Genomic DNA, 21,170 nt, shown 5'->3' with positions numbered 1-21,170 from the left:
TCTATCTCTCCTAACCCTCTCTGGTGAAACGCTCGGCATGTGGATGGGTCAAATCACTCAGCAATTGATCAATCAAACCGCGCTCCACGATATCATCAATATTCTCCACCGAGAGAAGTACTTCGCGACGATTGGCTGTTGTTTTCCCTGTGTGCAGCAAGATGACTTCAATATTACTCTTCGTATAAAAAGTAACAATCGCTCCTGCCGCAATATCACCATGGAGACCCGTGGCGGAAAAGAAACGATAATTAAAGCTGCGCAGCGTACATTCAGCATGATTGGTGAAATGAACTGGAAGCTGAAGGGAAAGCCTCGGCATTTTTCGTTGATCCGATCTAGGTTGAACAATACGTTTTTTTACATTGCGAAGCATATCGTCGTAAGCCGTATCCCACAGATTCATCTGCTCTGGCAACGAGTGTTTACGGTCATAGATAATTTGCATGTATTGACGGTTATCCGTCTCATCAATCGGCTGAACCGTCGCGGAATAACGCCAGCCTTCTCCATCCTGTTTCACATAAACGATGACCGCTTGAAGATTGGCCTCATACCGCTCGGATTTTACGACCAGAGAGATCGTCTTCTGTTCAGGTAGATAAATGGGATAGGGGACATAAAAGGCAATACCTTGTTCAGATACATCTACTGTCTTGGCCTCATAGCGCACATTCGTGTCCTGATCGTGGATCATGACATCCTCCTGCGCCCGAATCCGCTCTGTCTCCCGATATGCACGACGGCCGATCATGAAGAACAGGGCATAACACAGCGCAATCATATTATGAATGAGCCAGAAAATAATGATACTGCTGAAGAACAGTGCGATACCATATTTACCGTTAACATACCGAATCACAGCCGCAATCGAAAGCAAAAGCAGGAAGATATGCGGAAGTGCATATAACAGAGCAGACATCCATTTCCGACCGTTCGCTCTGCTTTTATTCGTAACCTTGAATTTTTTCTCGCGGATGCCCAGCGTTTCAAGGAGAACCGGCCATATCAGATAAGGCATAAATATCGTATCAATAACCTGACTCCAGCGCTGATTCCGAATATTGCTCGACAGATAACGCATCGATATACTGTAGAAGAAATAGGACGGAAGCCAGAATATTAAGATTTGCCAGAAGGTTGTGTTTACAATCTTAAAATCGAATAGTGCAAACAAAATGGGTGCCAAAATAAAAATCAACCGGTTAAAGAAGGACCACCAGTATAAGAAACTGCTTAAATAGGTTACCCTCGTCCAGAAAGGAAGCTTCTCGGATATAGGAGCACGCGTATTCTGCAGGCTCTGAATAATCCCCCTTGCCCAACGAATTCGCTGCTTGATCATGCTCGGAACAGTTGTTGTCGTCTGCCCGGCAGCTTGAACCTCTTGAGTCGCATAGGTAATATAGCCTTCTTGCTGTAGGCGGATGCTTGTCTCAAAGTCCTCGGTGATTGTATTCAGCGGAAAACCTCCGATGTCTTCCATGCCTTGCCGGGAAATGATCGTATTACTTCCGGTATAGGCTACTGCATTAGAGGCATTACGCAGGATGTTCACTTCTCTGGAGAAGAAATCCTGTTCATTCGGAATTCCTTGCTCTGCATACAAGTTAAACTGGAACAGATCGGGATTATAGAAGCTTTGAGGGGTCTGTACCAACCCCAGCTTGAACTTTTTATCTATTTCATCCTCACGGCGAAGCCGCCATCTCCCGTTCTCTTCTATAAACGTGGAGAGCAGGAAATACGGGACGGTTTTCATCAAAAAGGTGTGTTGCGGGATCATATCTGCATCAAAGGTTGCAATGAGTGGAGAAGTAGTTTTGCTAAGGGCATTATTCAGGTTACCTGATTTGGCATGCTTGTTGCCGGGAAAACCCAGATATCCTACGCCAAACTGCTTCGCAAGCTCCTCCACCTCAGGTCGTGCTCCATCGTCACACAGATAGATGTGAACCTTCTGCTTGTCAGGGTAATCCATGAACGTACAAGCATTGACGGTTTTATACAAAAGATCAACCGGCTCGTTATGGGTGGCAATGAACACATCCACATGAGGATAAAAATCGGGAGGGACGATGGGAAAGTCGAGCTGCGTACGTTCCTTTTGCATCTTTTGAAAAAACAATTCAAAGGTGGTCAGTACGGTTACCGTCTCAGCCACAATTAAGAGCATGCCGAAGATGACGTTCAGAACGCCTTCGCCCCATGGCAGTGTAAAGAACATCCGCCATAGCAAATAAATCGACATCAATATCATGGTGATGACAAAGAAAATATGTTGCCTTTTTTCGTTTTGCACTACAGCTGCTTCCTCCTTGCTGCAAATACCCATCTTCGCTGCAATTGAAAACTGAGCAGGAACAGCAAGGCATCACAGACAAATTTCGCGATTTTCTCATCCACGAAGAAAACCGTATGGAACAAATATACCCCCGTACTGGAAAGCACAATCACGAATCCGCACAACGTCAAATAGCGCCATAGACTGCCCTGACTATCCTCTTTACGGAATACAAAGTGCCTATTCAGTGCATAGTTGACGACAATAGAAATAATTCTCGCAATCACGGTTGCGAGCAGAATTCTTAGATAATCCTGCTGACCCAATATAGGCCGCAAAAAGTCGATCAAAAACCATGCAATTCCCAAATCAACGACAGAACTCGCAACGGAAGAGGAAATAAACCGCAGGAAGTTGGAGAACAGCACACCCATCACCCGAGCGCTGTCCTGAATCGCTTTAAAATGTGTCCCTGCATTTCCATTCTCATAGATGACTTGAATCGGCATGGTATGAATCGGGATACCGGACTGAATACACGAGATGAGCATCTGCAGCTCATATTCAAACCGGATACCGCGAACATCTTGCATGAAAGCAAGTAGTCCGGGGCCAAAAGCTCGCAGTCCGGTCTGGGTATCTGACAGCTTTTTACCGTAAAGCATAGCAAAAATAAAGGACGTCATCCGATTGCCCAGCAAAGATTTCGGCGGTATGCCTCCCTCGCTGAAGTTCCTTACCCCGAGAACCAATGCATCAGGATGCTGCCTGGCTTCTTTCGCAAGTCTGTATACATCCTCTGCTGCATGCTGCCCATCTGAATCCGCAGTGACGACGAACGAAGATGCATCGAACTGCTGTCCGATATACTTAAATCCGGTTTTAAGTGCAGCACCCTTTCCTAGATTTTCCGCATGCCGAAGCAAGACACACCCGTCCTCACTCAGCTCTTCGAAAATCGACTGATACGCCTCACCAGATCCGTCGTCTACAATGACAATATGGGTCAAGCCATATTCTCGCAATTGCCGTACATAGGCTAGAAGTCTCTCATCTGGCTCAAGCGATGGAATAAGGATGATCGTTTTGCCGTCTTCACTTTTATCTATAATCATCCTAGTTAAGCCTCAATTCGACATATTTTCACAAATTCTTTTTGAATACTGAGAGTATAACATCGAAAGACTATACAGTAAACGAACAACTTGTATATATTTTGGTAAAAAAGTTGTATACACATTCGCATTAATGTATAGGCAAAAAATACTAGAAATAGGACTGTGGTATACACAACGAAAAACTCGCCATAATTATGGCGAGTGCATGTTCAGATATCATGTAACAATGCTATTCTATTCGAATTGCTTCGATATAAAGCTCGATGCTTACTTCATTTCCGACGACAATTCCACCCGTTTCCAGAGGAGAGTTGAAGCTCAAGCCAAATTCATTACGATCGATACTGGCAGTCGAATGAAATCCCACACGTTCCCGGCCTCGAGGGTCTTTATTAAACCCTTCAAAAACGGTATGAAAAGTGATAGGTTTTGTTATGCCATGCAGCGTTAAATTGCCTGCAAGTTCATATTGCCGTTCGCCAGTAAGAACGCAGTTGGTACTTTGAAACGTAATCGCTGGATACTTGGCAGTATGAAAGAATTCATCGCTCCTCAGGTGTTCATCTCGTTGCCGCTGGCGAGTTGTGATACTATTTGTGTCGATGGAAGCCTGAATACCCATAGTTGTTACATCGTTGGGGTCAAAACTTAAAACCGCTTCGAACTGCTCGAATACACCTTTGATTTTATTAATCATTAAATGCCTCACCGAAAACTCAACAGAGCTGTGATCCGGATCGACTTCCCATTTGACATTGCTCATAAATAAATTCCACCTCTATAATCATATGATGAGAAAGGTCACCCTATCTCCAAAGCACTGCGCTATTCGCATGCTCTTAATATACAAAAAGGCTACTGACAACGTGATGTCAGTAGCCTTTTTGCGTTCTAGCTTTTCTCATAAATATAGACGAATGGCCGCTTATGCTGATCACTAATTTGAATTAGAATTACCGTAGAAGTCTGGAAAAAGGCTGTGATTCCAATGTTAATCAAAAGAGATAAATGGCTGCAGTATCGCATTCTCCACAATGCGTCCTCTCTCGCCGGACGGTTACCTGAAACACAGTTACTTAAAAAGGACACTTTAACGAAAATGCTGCTTCAATATCAAAGCGTCGTACTGAAACCTCGCAACGGAAGTTATGGAAGGGATATCATTTTTATCAAACGTAACGGTGGGAAATCCTATCGTATTCAAAATGAAAATAATGTGGTCATCATGAGAGACACCAATAAGGTATTCCAATGGCTCCACAAAAGAAACAAAAGTGATGGATACATTGTCCAAAAACGTCTGTATCTTGCCCAAATTGGGCACAAGCCGTTCGACATTCGAATCATTGTTCAGCGCAAAAAAGGCTCTTCAGCCAATTGGAACGTTACCGGCTACTACGCTAAAGTTGCGGCGCAGGGATATCTAGTCACGAATGTGACTAGCCGCACCATTCCAGTGCTGGAGGCTCTCAAATTAGCTCGAATCGAAGATCCGAGCTTGCTTGTCAAAGCGGAACACATTGCACTATCTTCTGCCAAACGACTGGGAGAGCATTACCCTACGCTTAGACAAGTCGGGTTCGATATAGGTATCGACAGGAAACATCGAATTTGGATCATCGAAGGTAATTATAAACCCGACCTACGGCCTTTCCGGCTTTTGAAAGATTCCTCAATGCATCGCAAAATATTATGGTACAAGAAACATTAAAGCAAAAAAGAGACGACCAGCCTTTTTCTACGGCCAGTCGTCTCTTTAGGTTAAATTTTGATGCTTATGATGATCATGATCGCTTCAGTTATTACTTGAGGCGTCTCGTGGCACTTGTAACACGTGTCACTTGGAATTTATTTACCCCTACCTGTATAATGGCAAACTGGCTGTAAGAAGTACCGGAAGAAGTATACGGCTCGGCTTCAATATTCCCACTTGGCGTTCTAACCGTTGCGGTGATTCTAGTTACCAAGCAGACTCCACGGCTGGAAGCTCTCCAAGTCTCGTCACGCAGAACACTATAATTGTCGTCACTACAAAAGATGGATGCATATTCAACTTTTCCAGACGCATTAAACGAAGTAGAGTTATAGATCTGAACGGGGTCATAACCACCTCTTGGTCCTCCTGGTCTTCTATTTCCCATTATTAAAACCTCCTTATTATTGATAGTTTTATTAAATGCATTTCAATTGTTTTGGTAAGGTATAAATGTGGACAAGGAACAAAAAGTGCGTTTGTCCAGTGGCCTAAAGGGGCCTTATAAGGTTGTCATCAAAACAAAAAGAACCACCTGTGTTGTTACACAGGTGGTTCAAGAATGATAGATTCTTTTTAAATTATGAAGCTTTTGCTGCAACAGCTTTTTGAATTAAAGCTTTTGCATCGTTAGTAGAAAGACCTTGTTTAGGTTGAAGCAGATTTTTCTCTGCTGCACTAAGAATACCTTTGTCAATCAGTTTTGCCATAGATTTCACCGCATAGGTAGAAACGGTTTTGCCATCTTCAAAACCTGCAATGATCGTAGCCGCATTTTTGTCAGAAGCTTGATCTTTCACCAATTTAGCAAGAATGGTAGCTGCTTCTTCACGAGTGATATCACGATCAGGATTGAAGTTACCACCGTAGCCTTGAATGAATCCAGCGTGAGTCGCTTCAGCGATTGCATCTGCATATGAAGCGTTAGCAGCAACATCCTTGAATGCAGGTGCTGCAGCTACTTCGTTCAGTTTCAACAGGTCTACTAGAGCACTAACAAATTCAGCACGGGAAATAAATTCTGTTGTTGCAGGTGTTTCTGTTTCTTCTTTAGATGCAGCTAGATTCGTGATACGTCCTTCCGTTTTAGCCATAATGTCAGCGCCTTTATACGTATCTACAATGTACTGGTAGAATACATCCAGATCGATAGGACCAGCCAAGGATGATTTAGCATCTACTAGCACTTTATAGTTATCTCCACCTGCAGCCATAAAGTTGTTAACTACAGCCGTATATGTTTTTGCAGGATCAATAGGTGAGCCATCTTCAAGACTAAGACTAGTAACACGTTCCGCCACTGGTTTATTGAAATCTGCAGTATATTTCAAGCCAGAGATCTGTAGAGTTTTGGTGTTTGGTGTACCGTCAGCGTTGGTACCCCATTGTTGCTGCAACAACGTTTTAATTTGTTCGCCAGTCAACTCCAGTTTCACTAGAGTATTACCAAACGGTTGGATTTTAGCAAGATCAGCAAAGGTCACATCGCCTTTTGGCAGATCCGCACGAATACCACCTGGATTCATAAATGCAAAGTCAGCAGCACTTGCCTTATCCCCAAAGTCTGCTTCACGCATTGAATCTGCAATGAGGTTGCCCAGAGCGGCTTCGTTATTATAAGCATCTGTACGGGTAACAGAACCATCCGTTGTACCTACTGGCTTAGTCAGCTCAGGATGCTTGTCTAATGATTTTTTAATAATAGCTAAAGATTCAGGGTCTTCTTTTACACCCTCTTGGAAAGTCGATGTAACTGTAGCTGATTTCTCAGTTACATCCCCAGTTGCAGGGTCAATCATCAATTTAATATCTTCAAATGCCGTACCATAAGAATACGCTTGAACGATCAATTTTCCATTCACTTCACCGTTAGCTAAGGCATGATTGTCACCTGCAACGATAACGTCAACAGGGGAATCTGCTGGCAAAGCTTTTGCTAAATCAGCCGCTTCTCCAGTGGTTACGCCTTCTTTGGTTGTTGCTGGATCATGCGCCAAAACGATGATCGTTTCTACACCTTGATCTTGCAATTCTTTTGCATATTTATTAACGGCTTCAACTTCTTCTTCTGCGCTTAAGAAACGAACGCCAGCTGTCCCAGATGGGGATACTTTGGCAGGTGTGGATTTCGTCACTAATCCGATGAATCCGATTTTGACTCCGCCTACTTCTTTAATAACATACGGCTTAATCAATGTTTTGCCAGTGGCAGTTTCAATGACGTTTGCATTGACGTAATCAAATTTTGCACCAGCATGAGTTACTTTTCCTTCTTTTGGATCAAGGCCACCAAAGATTTGTGCCTTCAAAGCAGCGACACCTTGGTCGAATTCATGATTGCCTAGAGAAGCTACATCAAAGCCCATCATATTCATCCATTCCATGGTAGGCTCGTCACGATCGAGAGATGAGACTGGAGCAGATGCACCCACAGAGTCTCCATTATGGAAGAGTAGGGAATGCTCATATTTTGCTTGAGCTTCTTTTAAGTAGGTTGCTAGAATTGGAGCCGTTCCTGCCTTTTTATCACTAACGATCGATGTGGTATCTAACTGACCGTGGAAGTCATTGATACCAATCAAGTGTACTTCTACATCTTTGCCTGCGGCAGAGACAGAACCTGCTGCGCCCAATAGTTGGGTGAGTAGTAGTGCAGCAGTTGCTACACGAATTGTGCTTTGGCCCAGAACTTTTTTCCAATACATGAATTAACAAAACCCCTCTCCAATTATATATCCTGAAATATTTTACCATAGTTCAATTCATAAAAGTCATAGAATATATCAAATGGATGTAAAAATTTTAAAGATTGATAGAGAAGAAACGTAGTTTTATCTGTTACTACTTCGTAAGAAGCGGATTAAACAAAATTTCAGACCTAAGATTCGCCCAAACTCAACGATTACAGGTGTGCTATAATATGCTCTAACTGATGAATTAAGAGAATAGGTGTGTGAACCGATGGAAATAAAGCCGGGACATCTACCCAAAGAAAAAAAACCGCTATACCTTACCGTATACGATGAACTATTCAAAAAGATCATGAGTGGTGTGTTCCCCTCCAATAGTCAATTGCCTGCTGAACCTGAACTTGCCAAAATGTTCGACGTAAGCAGAATGACGTTGAGACAAGCATTAGCTCTATTGCAAGATGACGGTCTGGTGACGAGTATTCATGGTAAAGGGAACTTTGTTACCCGAACTCGAATGGTGCAGAGGAATGTTGGGCTGGAGAAAATCGGAAATCCTATTTATAAGTGCCATACAGAGGACATTGATCATGTCGACATCCAGTTCAGACTGGACCTTGAGAGTGACTACACGAAAGAGGTTCTGAAAAGAAAAGCCACAGCTGTAGTAGCCATTGAACGTTGGTATATGAGTAAAGGACAAGCGGTGGCTTACGGATTTACCTTTATGGCCATTGAGGCCGTAACAGAATTGAACCTGGATCTCCAGAATGAAGAACAATTGCTGGACATGCTTGAGAACAAGGTATATGAGCTGGCTAACTCTGCAACGGTAGAGGTCAGACATTCCACCGTGATGAATGCCTCATCTCAAAAATATAAACTGGATGCCGGCGAGGGGTGCGATTTGCTGCTGGAAAGTCTATATGTAAATGAACAGTACCCTATTGTATACAATAAATATTATATTCCTAAAGAATTTAGCCAGATTGTAATTAATGCTTCGAAACCATAGGACTTATTATCATTGCAGGGCAGTGACTTCTCCATATAGGAGAGGTCACTGCCCTTTTGCATACAAGATCGACTACCAGGAAAGAATGCGGGAATTTATTCCATAAAAAATTAGTTGATAGAGAATGCGATGTGTGGTACTTTATCCTCATACCAATTAGACAACTTTTTATACAACTATACCAATTCATAAAGAAGAGGAGATTTGAAATGAGCACATCCCCTAAAGAAACGCCGCATATTCAACCTGGAGGAGTAGAAATCGCAGAGACGATTCTATTGCCGGGCGATCCCTTAAGAGCAAAGTTTATTGCAGAGAACTATTTGGAAAATGTCGTCCAGTTCAATAATGTTCGCGGTATGCTGGGCTATACGGGAACTTTCAAGGATAGAAAAATATCAGTGATGGGTACTGGAATGGGAACACCAAGCATGAGTCTGTACTCATGGGAGCTGATTCATGTATTCGGTGTGAAGAATCTCATTCGTATTGGTTCCGCAGGGGCGATTCAAGATCATTTGAACCTGTATGACATTGTTTTCGCGATGGGTTCTGCAACCGATTCCAATTATGGACACCAGTACAACCTTCCGGGTCACTATTCGATTACGGCATCATTCGAACTTTTGGAAAAAGCCAAGAAAATAGCCGATGCGCAGGGGCAGAAGGTTCATGTAGGCAATGTGCTCTCCAGTGACATCTTCTATAATGCGGACCCAACGGCGCTGAAGAGATGGAGCGAGATGGGAATTCTATGCGCCGAGATGGAATCTGCTGGCCTGTATATGAACGCAGCACATGCGGGCGTTAACGCCCTGTGTATTTTGACGATCAGCGATCATATTTTCAGACATGAATCCACGACCTCGGAAGAGAGACAGACCGCTTTTACTAAAATGATGGAAATTGCACTGGAACTTGCTTGATCATCTGATTCCGGAAAGGAATGTGGCGAATGGCTACAATAACTGAACATACACCGCAAAATACCCCGCCCTTTCAAGCGAAAAGGGCAGTCCCTGTCATTCTGCTTTTTTTCGTCTTTGCCTTAATCATCGATAACTCATTCAAGTTGGTTTCAGTAGCAATAGGCGATGATCTGGGAATCTCGGCAACTATGGTTAGCTTACAAGCTTCATTAGCGGGACTTGTGATTGGGATTGGCGCCGTCATCTATGCCTCTTTGGCCGACTCCATCAGTATCAGAAAGCTGTTGGTTGCAGGGATTATATTAATCTGCATAGGTTCGATTATTGGGTATATTTTTCAAGACTCTTATCTAATCATTGTTATTGCTCGTATGATCCAGACTGCAGGTCTGGCCGCAGCTGAAACTTTATATGTTATCTATGTAATGAAACACCTGCCCAAAGATGAACAGAAGAAGTTCCTGGGTCTCAGCACAAGCAGCTATTCACTTTCTCTTGTTATCGGTTCCATTACCGGGGGGTACGTGTCCACCTATTTAAGTTGGTCAACATTATTCTTAATTCCGCTGCTGTCCTTACTCCTAATTCCCTTCATTCTTAAATATTTGCCGAAGGAACGATCTCGGAAGAGCCATGTTGATCTCATCGGTCTGATTCTCATATCGGCCATTACTACTTCTGTGTTGATGTATTTAACGGATTTCAACTGGATCTTTATTATGAGTTTCGTAGCCACTGCAGCACTTTTTCTTGGCTATATCAGTAAAAGTAAGAAGGCGTTCATTGGGATTTCCTTTTTTCAAAATAAACGGTTTGCATCCGTACTTGCCATAGCCTTTGTGATTTATTCCGTTCAACTGGGCTACATCTTTATTTTCCCATTCCTGCTTCAAAAGTTGTATGATCTTCAGCTCGATACGATCTCACTGCTGCTGATACCAGGCTATGTAACGGCGATAATAGTCGGTTCGCTGTCTGGGAAAATAGCAAAAGTATTGACCAATAAGCAAGCCGTTTCCATTGCTATGGGCATAATCGTATTCAGCTTGGCTTTACCCGGCCTTATTGGAGGCTCGATTCCTGTATATGTTCTCTCCATGCTGCTGTTCTCGGGGTCATTCGCATTCATGTACGCGCCTTTGCTTGAATCCTGTGTACGCTCCATCCCTGCAGAAAAGTCAGGAACAGCCATTGGATTCTACAACTTGGTGTTAAATGTATCCGCTTCCATAGGCATCACCTATACCGCATCTCTTATGGATGTAGTATCTTTTGGAACGGTATTATGGATCCTTTCAATCATTACCTTGTTCGCACTAGTGATGTACGGATTGCTTGTGGGCCGACTCACTGAGTCGAAGTAATTAAAGGTATCCATAGATTAAAACGCTCAAAATCACCATAAACACTCTCAGCCTTCCTGAAACAAAGTAAATTTTATTGCCGCATAGATACAGGATTGGTACAATATAATGAAATATTAGGGCACTGCTTCACTAGCATTGCTAGAGACAACCCCGCTACTTGTAGCCGGGTTGTTTTTTGTTTTTTTATTAAAATGACAAGGTGGAGATTCCAATGATGATCATGAAGGAAACAAGAGCGATCCTAACCAAAGAAGACCTCATTCACAAGTTCAAAAGCTGCGGACTCATGGAGGGACAAACCATCATGGTTCATACTTCGTTAAGCAAGCTCGGTTTTGTTGTAGGCGGAGCAGAGACGTTCATTCGATCCCTTCTTGAAATCATTGGAGAAAAAGGAACTCTGATCATGCCATCCCAAACATGGAAAAATCTCGACCCTTCCACAGGTGTGCATTGGGAGGAGCCCGTAGAGTGGTGGCCTACCATTAGAGAACACTGGCCCGCTTATGATAAGGAGGTTACCTCCGCAATCGGTATGGGTGTCGTAGCCGAGATGTTTCGCAAGTGGCCGGGAGCTCATAGGTCACACCATCCTGCGCGTTCCATAGCAGCGGTGGGCAATCATGCGTCATATATAACGGAAAATCATGATTTAAGCAACATTTTTGGAGATGGCTCCCCGTTGGATAAGCTGTACCAGTTAAACGGCCATGTGCTTTTGGTTGGCGTCGGCTACGAAAAAAACACGTCGCTGCATTTGGCGGAAACAAGGGCAAATTTCCCTGGCAAGAAGTACTCCGAGGAAAGTAGCGCCATGATGATTAACGGCAAGCGCGAATGGGTCACTTACAAGACCCAAGCCGTAAACGACGAAGATTTTATTGAATTAGGGCAGCACTACGATACCGAAAAAAACGTGAAGATTCATAAAGTTGGAGACGCTGATGTCCGGTTCTTGGAACAACGACCGTTGATCGATTGGGCAACAGCATGGATGGAGCGCACTAGGGTGTGACGATTGCATTTATTACTAACTATTCCCCCTTATCTACTTCTATATTTGGAACAGCATCAAGGTTGATGCTGACATAGAAAATAGTGGATACTAATGTTTTGGCAAAAAGTGATCTAATTCTGGGCTAAGCTGGATGGAATACAAAAATTTTTGTTCTGTTACCCTTGCAAAAACATGAATTGGTGAATGTGATGTATAGGCTGTCAATCGGCTTCATAGGAGTAGTTTAGTCAGGTTCGTGCTATAATAGTGTTCACATAAATAACATTCATCATTCTGCCGAGATGGCGATGATTAAGGAGATTGAATTTTGACGAACAACCATGATATTGGAGCAGTTAACGAACTACCGGAAAACCTTGAAGAGCTCAAACGGGCAAGCAAAGGGACAGCAAACTGGAGAGAAAGACTAAATGCGGTGAATGAATTGGGGAACTGGGATACAGCCCCTACCATTAAATTGCTGCAAAATGTTTTGACAAATGACCAAGTGTTCCAAGTGCGCGAAGCCGCATATCTCAAGCTCAAGCAATTGGATGAAGATGTACAAATGCCTGCTAAAAATAAGGGCGAGCTGTTTAAGGGCCTTAACAAAATTTTACTACGGATTAAAAAAAGCCTTCCTGAAGGTCACACATTTGAGCAATTTAAGGAAAAACTGCAAAAGACACGTCTGGATATCTATGATACTTACGAGGGCGACAGAGATGCTGAGTTCGATTCCTGGCTCCATGAAATTTGGGAGACACTAGGTAGAAAATAGCCGCCGAAGCCGATTAGAGTTCAGTGGAACAATGAAAAAAACCGTGTTTTGGCTAACAAGCCAAACATGGTTTTTCTTCGATTTATTTCTTTTCTCGGGGTCATCAAATAATATGTTCCTTTATGACTGGCACAGTGAAAAATAATAAGCTGAAAAATGAGTATTGGGAACGAGTGGTTGCTTAGAATTTTTCGACCTACTTATGATACGGTTCAGCTTAACGGGGCTATCGGCGAAATCAAAAAGGCACCCATTGTTGGGTGATTTCCATAGACTGGTGTAAAATAGAGGGCGTGTCCCTTTAAATATGCATCACGTAAGAAAGCTCAAGGATTTGAAGGGAAAGAAAAAATGGGAAAAGCGAATAATCGAGTATAAGCGGAAAACCCTCGCTCTTTGCAGAAGCTCCCATCTGGATTTACACAACAGGAAGCTAGATTGAAAAATGGAGCCCTATACGCGGAGACGTGTACGTACGGTTCGGGGAGGAGTACTTGGAAACCTGTCATAGTGATATGACAAGGCGCTGGATACTTACTCTACTTCATGCCATGTACTTTTATTGGTTGGGGGCATAGCTCCTGTAGTGGTGCAGGAAAGGGAGATTTCAATGTTCTTTTAAATTTTAAGAAATTCAGTGAAAAAATACCTCTAAAACATTGTTTTAGAGGTCTGACTTATATACTGATTTTTAATTTAAAAAGGAAAAGAATCGGATATTCTTACAGCAACATCCCCTGTGAATTTTCTTCCATCAGATGTTGTTACAGATATTGTATGATTACCAGCAGGAACACCTGCTGCATTCCATGTGTTACTTGAATTAGCAGCTAAAGTATGACTTTTACTATTACCATGCTCTTGAATAGTAACAGTTACTGATGTCGCTGTAGTGTTTTTAACAGAGAATCTATAATAACTCCATGCTGCTGGTTGATTCCAAGTTTTTTCATATGAACCATTGCTCTCTGAAATTCCAGTACTACTAATAACTAAATTGTTTATTCTTGGTTGAATTTTTTGAAATTCGTCAATATAACTACCATTAGAAGTAATTGTTTCACTAGAAACAGTAATAGGAGTGGAATGATCGCTGGCGAAAACACTACTCGCACCTATACTTAATGCTGCTCCTAAAAGTAATACAGATAATGCCTTTTTATGTTTCATAAATTGTACCTCCTAGTTTTTTTTTCTAAACTATACCGAATTATTTTCGGAAAATAGAATAGTGGTAAAAAAGAATTATACTACATATAATAACAAAATAAAACATTTTTATAATAATTATGATTAACAAAAAACTTACGATAGCCGGACATATGTGCAAAAATATAGTAGGTTTGTGAATAAGTCTGGCTTCCAAATCTCCAAACTCAGACGAATTTTACTGTGACGGCCGATTAGCGTTCCGTGGAACAATGAAAAAAACCGTGTTTTGGCTAACAAGCCAAACATGGTTTTTCTTCGATTTATTTCTTTTCTCGGGGGTCATCAAATAATATGTTCCTTTATGACTGGCACAGTGAAAAATAATAAGCTGAAAAATGAGTATTGGGAACGAGTGGCTGCTTAGAATTTTTCGTCCTACTTGTGGTACGGTTCACCGTAACATTTGTAGGGCGAATCCAAAAGCACCCAAAGAGAGGGTGCTTTTATCCTTTCTAGATACCTAATCAAAGTAACATACAAATCGAATAAGAAATGTATATACTAATTCCATATCTTCTCTTCTTTTTCATAGAAGGGTATGTAGTAAGTTTCTTCATTTTCTAAGTTGGCTATACTCTTCGCAATTTCTAAATAACCATCTATCTCAATTAACTCCATCATACATGATACCAAGAAATCAATATGAAATCTGAAGTTATAGTGTGGATCGTTTCCACTTTTTAAAACAAAAACAGGAAAATCCAACTCTTCTAATTCATTAATTCCAAGAATTTTTGTTGTTTCGATTACTTCCCATCCTTTACTGTTCATGTAACTAATTAGTTCACTCACATTAATTGTACTGATGTAAATTTTCGAGCCCATAAGAATATCAATAATAAGAGATGTATCAAATGGGAATACTGTTATCGGTAGACTACAACCTGATAATTGCCTATGATCAAGTGAGTTCAATTTAAATACCTCATCAGTATCCCAGAATTCTCTGTGCAGTGATTGAGCAGTTTTCATTAAATCTATCCTATCAGTCGCTACCAAGTTATCTACATCAATACAAGTGACACATTGAAACGAATTGATCATTTTCGAAGCTACCCCGTTCTTTTCAGCGTCTTTGAAGCAATCCTGTAGTATATCTAGTGAATGCCTCCTCGACTGTGCAGTGAACAACTTCACATTTCTACCATCTATATTACCAGCGCTTGTATTAATGAAGGTTGTCAAGGAATCCATTCGTTCCTTTTGACGATTAATTCTAGCTCCTCGCTTATTTCTCCCTTTCTTAACTTCAATGATTTCAAAATAATCCTCAGTTTTTAAAATAATATCCCCAATATTAGTAACCTGGTTAATATCAGTTATTAACTCCTGTGTATTCCCATCTCTATCTCCTAATCTCCCTGCTAAATCTAAAACGGCTTCAAAACCATCCTGTAATATTGCAGATGGTGAAGTTTTATTTGCTTGAAGCAAGGTGAACATAGAGTAATCATAATCTAAAAATCTAAATGCAATTCCATCTGCGATTTGTAATAATGAATTGAGCATTAATCTTGTTGTCATCTCGAAGAATCTCAGAATTATTCTCTTTAAGAACCTTTTCGTCTTTAAACGCTTTTAAAGTGTTAAGCTCACCTGCTATAGCAGTAATCAAATAGGTTTGCAAAACTGAAAATGAATACTTTTGGTCTTTCCTCCGTATAGCCATATTTTGTAAATCCTCTAATATGGTCTTCATTTCCACCATATTAGGAACATAAACTTTAATTAAATCTTCAGTAGGCTCCTCTTTATTAACATTAATTGATCTCGATATAATTCTCATAAATTACCTCCATAATTATTTTTCATACTCTAAATTTTGCCTTAGTGTCTTTAACTCACAAGGAACTTTGAACCCTAACATGAGACTCCGCCTTATCTGAAAAATCTTTATCTTTAAAGAGTTCAAGAATGTAGTCTGCTAGTTCATTATCCGTTAATTCTTTATAATTTTTCCAATCAATACCCATCGCTTCCAAAAAAGTCTCTGGCAACAATCGATACTTGAACCTTAACAATTCCCCTAGTGTAATTGGGTTCTCATCATTAAACAATCTGTTGTTTGCTTTAACTTCCTCTGTGTAATTTTCTTCATTAACTTTTTCGATCGCATATAATATTCGATCTAAGAAATCGAAATCTACACCAACCAATTGTGTTATAAGTGCCGTTTTTACGTATGCATTTATCAATTCCATCACTTCAGCCCATTCCATATTGCCCTTACCGTAATTTATATTTGTGAAATTAACACACACTCGAATTATCTCTGAAGTACTTAACTCCTCAGTTTGATTTTTTGGAAGCATGCTTTTTAAGTTTTCCAATTGCTCTAACATCTCTTCATTAACTCGTAGACTAATTGACTTCATCTCAAACACCTCCATTGTATTACTTTGAAATACGTTGTAATACAACATATAGTAAAATTAAGGAAATGTCAAATGAGATAAAACTCTCTTATGTATAGGTACTCTTTACTCATTTCAATTTAAGAGACGGTGTCCACTTCTTTGTCTATTTCAATACATCATTATTGTGCATTTGGGATATACACCTTTTTAAAGATAATAAAGACTGTCGCTCTACTCGCATTCTTTCATACCACTCCTCCACCAACTGAACCCTGTCAGATAGGTCTATAAGTTATTTTATATAAATCCCAATATGTATTACCCTGTTTCATGTTTAATTAAGAAAGGTGTTCTTCCGTTCCTATTTGCCAACAAGCGGAAGAGACTTTTGCTTTTCACAAGCAAAAGCCCCCTTCCAGAAACTGTTTCATTTTGAAGCTCACAGACTGTATTGAGTGCTATCTTGACGATATACTACGTTAGTAACGAAGTCTGTTGGAGATATTTGATTCGGAATCCTGCCACCTTGCATCATGTTCGTAAGACTTGGCGATGTCTTCGAGAATCCCTCCAACATAGGGATAGTCAAAATACAATCGCTCAGCCATTGCATGGTATCTGGTCGCAAGTTGGCGTTCCTGTTCGCCCCCCTCGCCACGCCAGTGTACACCTCGAGAATTGCGAACTCCGATATAAAAACCTTTTCCAACTTGCTGAGATGCTATCCCTTCCATAGCCTCACAGACCTCTTCACTGGGCCATGAACCACCTTCTGTCACTGGCGATCTGGAAAGTAATTGACCAAGGCATTGATCTCCAATATCAGCACGACCACATTCACGACACAAACGCCGAACCTCTGTAAGCCATGATGCAAGCGCAACTGCATCAACTTTCCCGTTCTCATCTGTACCAGGAATCATTCTGACTCTATCAAGAAGACGATGAGCTGCTGATGCGACTGCTACCTGGTTTTCAGGATTTTGTATTCCCCACTCTGGAGGATCCTCACCATCATCTCCTCGCTTATAAGCAAGTGCCACTGCCTGTACAAATACCACTGGCATTTCCGCAACCTGACGTTCAAGATTAGGGATTCCGTACTCGCTGTCATCAAGCGCATCAATGAAGAGGAATTCCAATTGAGCCATTTCCTCACTATTGACATCTACGCGCCCATTAAGCGAACTCAAAGCCTTTGAAATGTAGTAGCTGTCTAACCTGTAATGCCCCTTAGGTTCCTCATTAATAGTGACGACATCTCGAAGTAATCGCTTAAGGCGAGAGGTCTCAATATCTTTAAAATTCATTTGAGCGGCATGGAAAGCAGCACGTGGCCGCTTTGCTTCAAGAAGGCAATCAATCAACTCAGTGAATTCAGCGGGAGTATGCCCACTCCAAGAAGGAAGGACTTCTTTCCAATACCCTATGTGTGTATCTTCGCCGTATCTGTCCAGAAGATGCCATGTGGATGTTTGAAAAGGGGCACAAGTAAACAACCTTATGCGCTCTTCACCAGTTAGTTTTTCAGCTGTTTCCTTTAGTATCTCGATGCGAGAATCATCTTCAATTGCAGAAAGGAAGCCCTGTACAAACCAGTCCGCTTTACTACGGATATCCCCGTCAAGGGAAAGACAACGCTTAATGAAATCAACCCTCGGCTTCATACCGATCACACAGAATGAAACGTAACGACCAATAACACCTGCTGCACCGCTAAAGGAGATCAATTCCTTAATCCCCTGAAATTTTAGACCAGTCCATATTTCGTTTATCGCTTCACTTCGAAGCCTATCAATCCGCTCTTCTCGCTTTTGATAATCAAAATCCTCTTCAATATCTTCAATTGACTCCTGCACCCAATGATCTGCAAATAACCATCGATGACGAATAACTAGATTTTTGGGTTGAAGACGCTCATAAGCATCACGGGCATAATTTCGTGTTTCTTCTCCTAGTTTCCGGTGGCGGCTTCGTCTGGTAAAAGCGAACAGACGGATTTTCTCGCGCAACTCCGCTTTGGTGGAGTCATCAGCACTTTGTGACCATTCATCTATTAAATTCCAAACCTTAATTTGGTCCTCTTCAGGTATGACCTCTAGAGATCCGATTACATCTCCAAGGGTGTTTTCGTTGTGCGATGGCCAAGCAATGATAAGATCAAGCGCTTTTTGATTGAATTCGTACATTTCCTGGCGGCTGACGACCTGGCCAGCACCGGAGGCATCATTACGCCAATTAGGCCTATAACTATAATGACCGATTCTAGAACCCGGCTTAATTTGCTCAATGCAAATTTCCCAGCCAACATCGGGGAAACGCTTAGTGAGCATTTCTAGCACCTTCATCCTTTGCTCCACTGAAGCTGCCGTTTGTGGCATCCATGACCTGAAAATTGCTTGCAAGCTTGACTCTGGCTTATTAGCCCAGTTGTCATCGATTTTCAAACGAGAGAGCTTGGCTAATATTTGCGACACTACCGGAAGATTTTGTGGCTTCCAAGCCAGACACTCTAGTCCCCAAAGAAGGCCAGTCCGAGAGGGTGATACTCCGAACAAGCTACTATCAACTGGTTTGAGGAGACCGAAGACAACAGGATTAATGCTCCTTAAATCTTCCTCAACTATCTTGATAAATTCATCAGGAGCGGCTTCTGCATAGCGTGGTAGGTCTCGGTTATGAGAAAAGAGTTTTTCAAGCGTTAACGGCGTAAGGAGTTTACGAATAAGCTGTGAGACTTGAATCTCGATATCAACCCCAAGACGACTCTGAAAAAGATTGTTTCCATGCACAGATAATATAACAAGTGTTTCGCAGATACCCGTTCTTAACGCACTAGAGTGATCACGTGTTTTGTCATAAATAGCAGCTGCCCACCTGTCTTTCTCTGGTAATTCTAAGGCTGGATCAGTCTCGGAAAGAACGTATTCGGCAGCAACGAAAAAGCGACTGATGTCTGCTGGTGTTACCATCTTGGCAATAGCAAACAATGCATCAATTTTTGATGCTACGCCCCGATAGTGTCCAACTGACCATACCGGACTATCGTCAAGCTGTAGCAACCGTGCAATATTAATCTCGATCGAATCGTACTCTCTATTGGCGATATTGGAGATTATTTTGCGATCAGCCTCCGTATCAGCGTGCCAAGCACCAACCAGAGCAATAGGCACCAGTCCCTCTGCTCTATCATCACTAGCCCAAACTGGAGTTCTCAGCGCTGTGTTTTGAGAAAGACGACGACGCAATATTGTCGGGGAACGGCCAGATTCCCTCTCTAGCCTCTCGATATGGTCTTCTTCAATTTTCATTGAGACAAGTGCATTCTTAAAAACCTCATGGCTTAAAAGATCAAGCTTTATATCAGCTTCTGTATCAACAGCATTCCGAGGACGATAAACGATACAGTGAAGACGTCGCTGGGCATCTGCTAATTCTCTTTCAACGCTCTCGGAATAAACAATCGGGATGAATGGTATAAAAGACGAAATTAACGTTCTGAGCGGTTCGGGCGATGTAAAAATTGCGGCTTGATCTTTGAATTGGCAGAACTCTGCATCACTGAAGACACATGCTAGGAAGGCAAGCGCCTCCTCACTTGAATCTGCTGTGACAACTAAGGGGCTATTGCTAGGCTTATTAAGCCAAGTTTTAAGTTTATCTCTGCTTGCAGTAACTGAGGGAGAAAATATTTCAGGTGTAATAGGAGGATGGCTAGCATTTGCCCAGCGGCTCCATGCCTGTTCCAATGTTTCAAAACCTTTCACTGGCAAACCGAGTTGTTCTGTAAGCCAAATTTGCGCAGATACCGACTGTTCAAGCCACTGTTCGAGATCGCTAGCATCGAAAGCTCTGACAAGTTTCCAGTCTCCAGCCCTATTCTTCTGTTCCTCCCATACTTTTTTACCATGCCAGTTACGAGGTGTTACGAAAATAAAGCTACTGTTGGTACGTACTGAGGATTCGATGGACTTTAATCGTGCTGTATAATCACTCTCTGCCTTGCCGATCGGATTTTTGTCAGTTCCAAACTCCCAATAAGAACTCCCTTCAGGTACCCAAGGCGTAGCAACTTCTGCTTCTACGTAGCCATCGTTACCTTTACGTTGAGCATTGTCATAACCTGGGAAGTCAATCTGACGAAGACCATTGCTGGTGGAGTGAACAAGTTTACGTAACAATACGGGAAAGTTGTGCCGAGCTTCGATTCGACTGTTGGCCCATTCCTCGATCTGCCTTGCCTTAATAGTCAGGAAAGTTGGAACAAAGGCGCGCACTGCTATCTCTTTTTCACTATTCACCCGTAGCTTCTGATTATAAGCAACCTGCAATTCGAGAAGTTTCTTCCGATCTGCACCAAATGCCTTCTCCAACCTTACAGCCATCTTAGGTGACAAAGATGACTTCCCGTTAAGAAAATTTGATAATGCTGGCCGCCCAATACCAAGTCGTTCAGCGGCTTCTTTTACGGACATATCTGAGGGAATAATCACTCGACGCACATACGTGCCAGGATGAACAGGCGCTTCCGACAAGTTTCTCATTTTAAAACTCCTCTACAACAGTGTAGCGTTACACAATACGTTTTTATTGTATCGTGCAACGCTACGAATTTCAAGTCACGATGTAACTTTTAAGGATCATATTATTATTTTGTATTATGAAAA

At 41.9% G+C, this 21,170-nt stretch carries 16 protein-coding genes and 1 pseudogene; 7 read left to right on the top strand and 10 right to left on the bottom strand.

Going from position 1 to position 21,170, the window contains the following annotated elements; translation table 11 throughout:
• Positions 1 to 10 precede the first annotated feature (10 nt).
• The 3 genes from A6049_RS16860 to A6049_RS16850 all read right to left on the bottom strand — a co-directional run bounded on the left by A6049_RS16860 (position 11) and on the right by A6049_RS16850 (position 4,165).
• Positions 11 to 2,302 (bottom strand): glycosyltransferase family 2 protein, encoded by a 2,292-nt coding sequence (locus A6049_RS16860; RefSeq protein WP_063565782.1) that lies wholly within the window; start codon positions 2,300 to 2,302, stop codon positions 11 to 13.
• Complete coding sequence (locus A6049_RS16855; RefSeq protein ID WP_063565781.1) at positions 2,302 to 3,399, bottom strand: bifunctional glycosyltransferase family 2/GtrA family protein; 1,098 nt, start codon at positions 3,397 to 3,399, stop codon at positions 2,302 to 2,304. The genes A6049_RS16860 and A6049_RS16855 overlap by 1 nt, the downstream gene beginning before the upstream one ends.
• A 232-nt stretch (positions 3,400 to 3,631) precedes the next feature.
• Complete coding sequence (locus A6049_RS16850; protein WP_063565780.1) at positions 3,632 to 4,165, bottom strand: YceI family protein; 534 nt, start codon at positions 4,163 to 4,165, stop codon at positions 3,632 to 3,634.
• A gap of 225 nt (positions 4,166 to 4,390) precedes the next feature.
• On the opposite strand from A6049_RS16850, the gene A6049_RS16845 reads away from it, so the two are divergent.
• Positions 4,391 to 5,113: a YheC/YheD family protein gene (locus A6049_RS16845; protein ID WP_063565779.1), complete on the top strand. Its 723-nt coding sequence runs from the start codon at positions 4,391 to 4,393 to the stop codon at positions 5,111 to 5,113.
• Between the two features lie 91 nt (positions 5,114 to 5,204).
• Here A6049_RS16845 and A6049_RS16840 read toward each other — a convergent pair whose 3' ends face one another.
• Positions 5,205 to 5,543 carry a hypothetical protein gene (locus A6049_RS16840; protein WP_063565778.1) on the bottom strand — a complete coding sequence of 113 codons (339 nt, stop codon included), beginning with the start codon at positions 5,541 to 5,543 and terminating at the stop codon, positions 5,205 to 5,207.
• 193 nt (positions 5,544 to 5,736) lie between these two features.
• Complete coding sequence (locus A6049_RS16835; RefSeq protein WP_063565777.1) at positions 5,737 to 7,860, bottom strand: 5'-nucleotidase C-terminal domain-containing protein; 2,124 nt, start codon at positions 7,858 to 7,860, stop codon at positions 5,737 to 5,739.
• A gap of 256 nt (positions 7,861 to 8,116) precedes the next feature.
• Here A6049_RS16835 and A6049_RS16830 point away from each other — a divergent pair, with 256 nt between their 5' ends.
• From A6049_RS16830 to A6049_RS34125, 6 genes and pseudogenes are all read left to right on the top strand, one after another.
• Complete coding sequence (locus A6049_RS16830; RefSeq protein ID WP_063565776.1) at positions 8,117 to 8,860, top strand: GntR family transcriptional regulator; 744 nt, start codon at positions 8,117 to 8,119, stop codon at positions 8,858 to 8,860.
• A gap of 209 nt (positions 8,861 to 9,069) precedes the next feature.
• Positions 9,070 to 9,786 carry a purine-nucleoside phosphorylase gene (gene deoD, locus A6049_RS16825; protein WP_063565775.1) on the top strand — a complete coding sequence of 239 codons (717 nt, stop codon included), beginning with the start codon at positions 9,070 to 9,072 and terminating at the stop codon, positions 9,784 to 9,786.
• A gap of 29 nt (positions 9,787 to 9,815) precedes the next feature.
• The gene (locus A6049_RS16820) at positions 9,816 to 11,153 is read left to right on the top strand and encodes an MFS transporter (protein ID WP_063565774.1); all 1,338 of its coding nucleotides are present in this window, start codon (positions 9,816 to 9,818) and stop codon (positions 11,151 to 11,153) included.
• A 214-nt stretch (positions 11,154 to 11,367) separates the two neighbouring features.
• The gene (locus A6049_RS16815; RefSeq protein WP_063565773.1) at positions 11,368 to 12,171 is read left to right on the top strand and encodes an AAC(3) family N-acetyltransferase; all 804 of its coding nucleotides are present in this window, start codon (positions 11,368 to 11,370) and stop codon (positions 12,169 to 12,171) included.
• A 310-nt stretch (positions 12,172 to 12,481) separates the two neighbouring features.
• The gene (locus A6049_RS16810) at positions 12,482 to 12,934 is read left to right on the top strand and encodes a HEAT repeat domain-containing protein (RefSeq protein WP_063565772.1); all 453 of its coding nucleotides are present in this window, start codon (positions 12,482 to 12,484) and stop codon (positions 12,932 to 12,934) included.
• A 295-nt stretch (positions 12,935 to 13,229) separates the two neighbouring features.
• Positions 13,230 to 13,376 (top strand): annotated as a pseudogene (locus tag A6049_RS34125) (HNH endonuclease); the annotation flags it as partial.
• Between the two features lie 254 nt (positions 13,377 to 13,630).
• Here A6049_RS34125 and A6049_RS16805 read toward each other — a convergent pair.
• From A6049_RS16805 to A6049_RS16785, 5 genes are all read right to left on the bottom strand, one after another.
• Complete coding sequence (locus tag A6049_RS16805) at positions 13,631 to 14,104, bottom strand: hypothetical protein (RefSeq protein WP_063565771.1); 474 nt, start codon at positions 14,102 to 14,104, stop codon at positions 13,631 to 13,633.
• A gap of 543 nt (positions 14,105 to 14,647) precedes the next feature.
• Positions 14,648 to 15,670, bottom strand: coding sequence for a hypothetical protein (locus A6049_RS16800; protein WP_145921935.1), 1,023 nt, complete (start codon positions 15,668 to 15,670; stop codon positions 14,648 to 14,650).
• Positions 15,612 to 15,932, bottom strand: coding sequence for a hypothetical protein (locus tag A6049_RS16795; RefSeq protein WP_063565769.1), 321 nt, complete (start codon positions 15,930 to 15,932; stop codon positions 15,612 to 15,614). Before A6049_RS16795 ends, A6049_RS16800 begins: the two co-directional genes overlap by 59 nt.
• A 55-nt stretch (positions 15,933 to 15,987) precedes the next feature.
• A complete protein-coding gene (locus tag A6049_RS16790) occupies positions 15,988 to 16,521 on the bottom strand; it encodes a hypothetical protein (RefSeq protein ID WP_063565768.1) in 534 nt (177 codons plus the stop codon).
• Between the two features lie 461 nt (positions 16,522 to 16,982).
• Entirely contained in the window at positions 16,983 to 21,047 is a 4,065-nt protein-coding gene (locus A6049_RS16785) for a HigA family addiction module antitoxin (protein WP_095206133.1), read from the bottom strand.
• Between the last annotated feature and the right edge of the window lie 123 nt (positions 21,048 to 21,170).

The organism is Paenibacillus sp. O199, assembly GCF_001636635.1.
GTDB classification, from domain to species: domain Bacteria; phylum Bacillota; class Bacilli; order Paenibacillales; family Paenibacillaceae; genus Paenibacillus; species Paenibacillus marchantiae.
The sequence above is the reverse complement of the archived record's forward strand: the minus strand, read 5'-3'. Positions and strand labels throughout refer to the sequence as shown.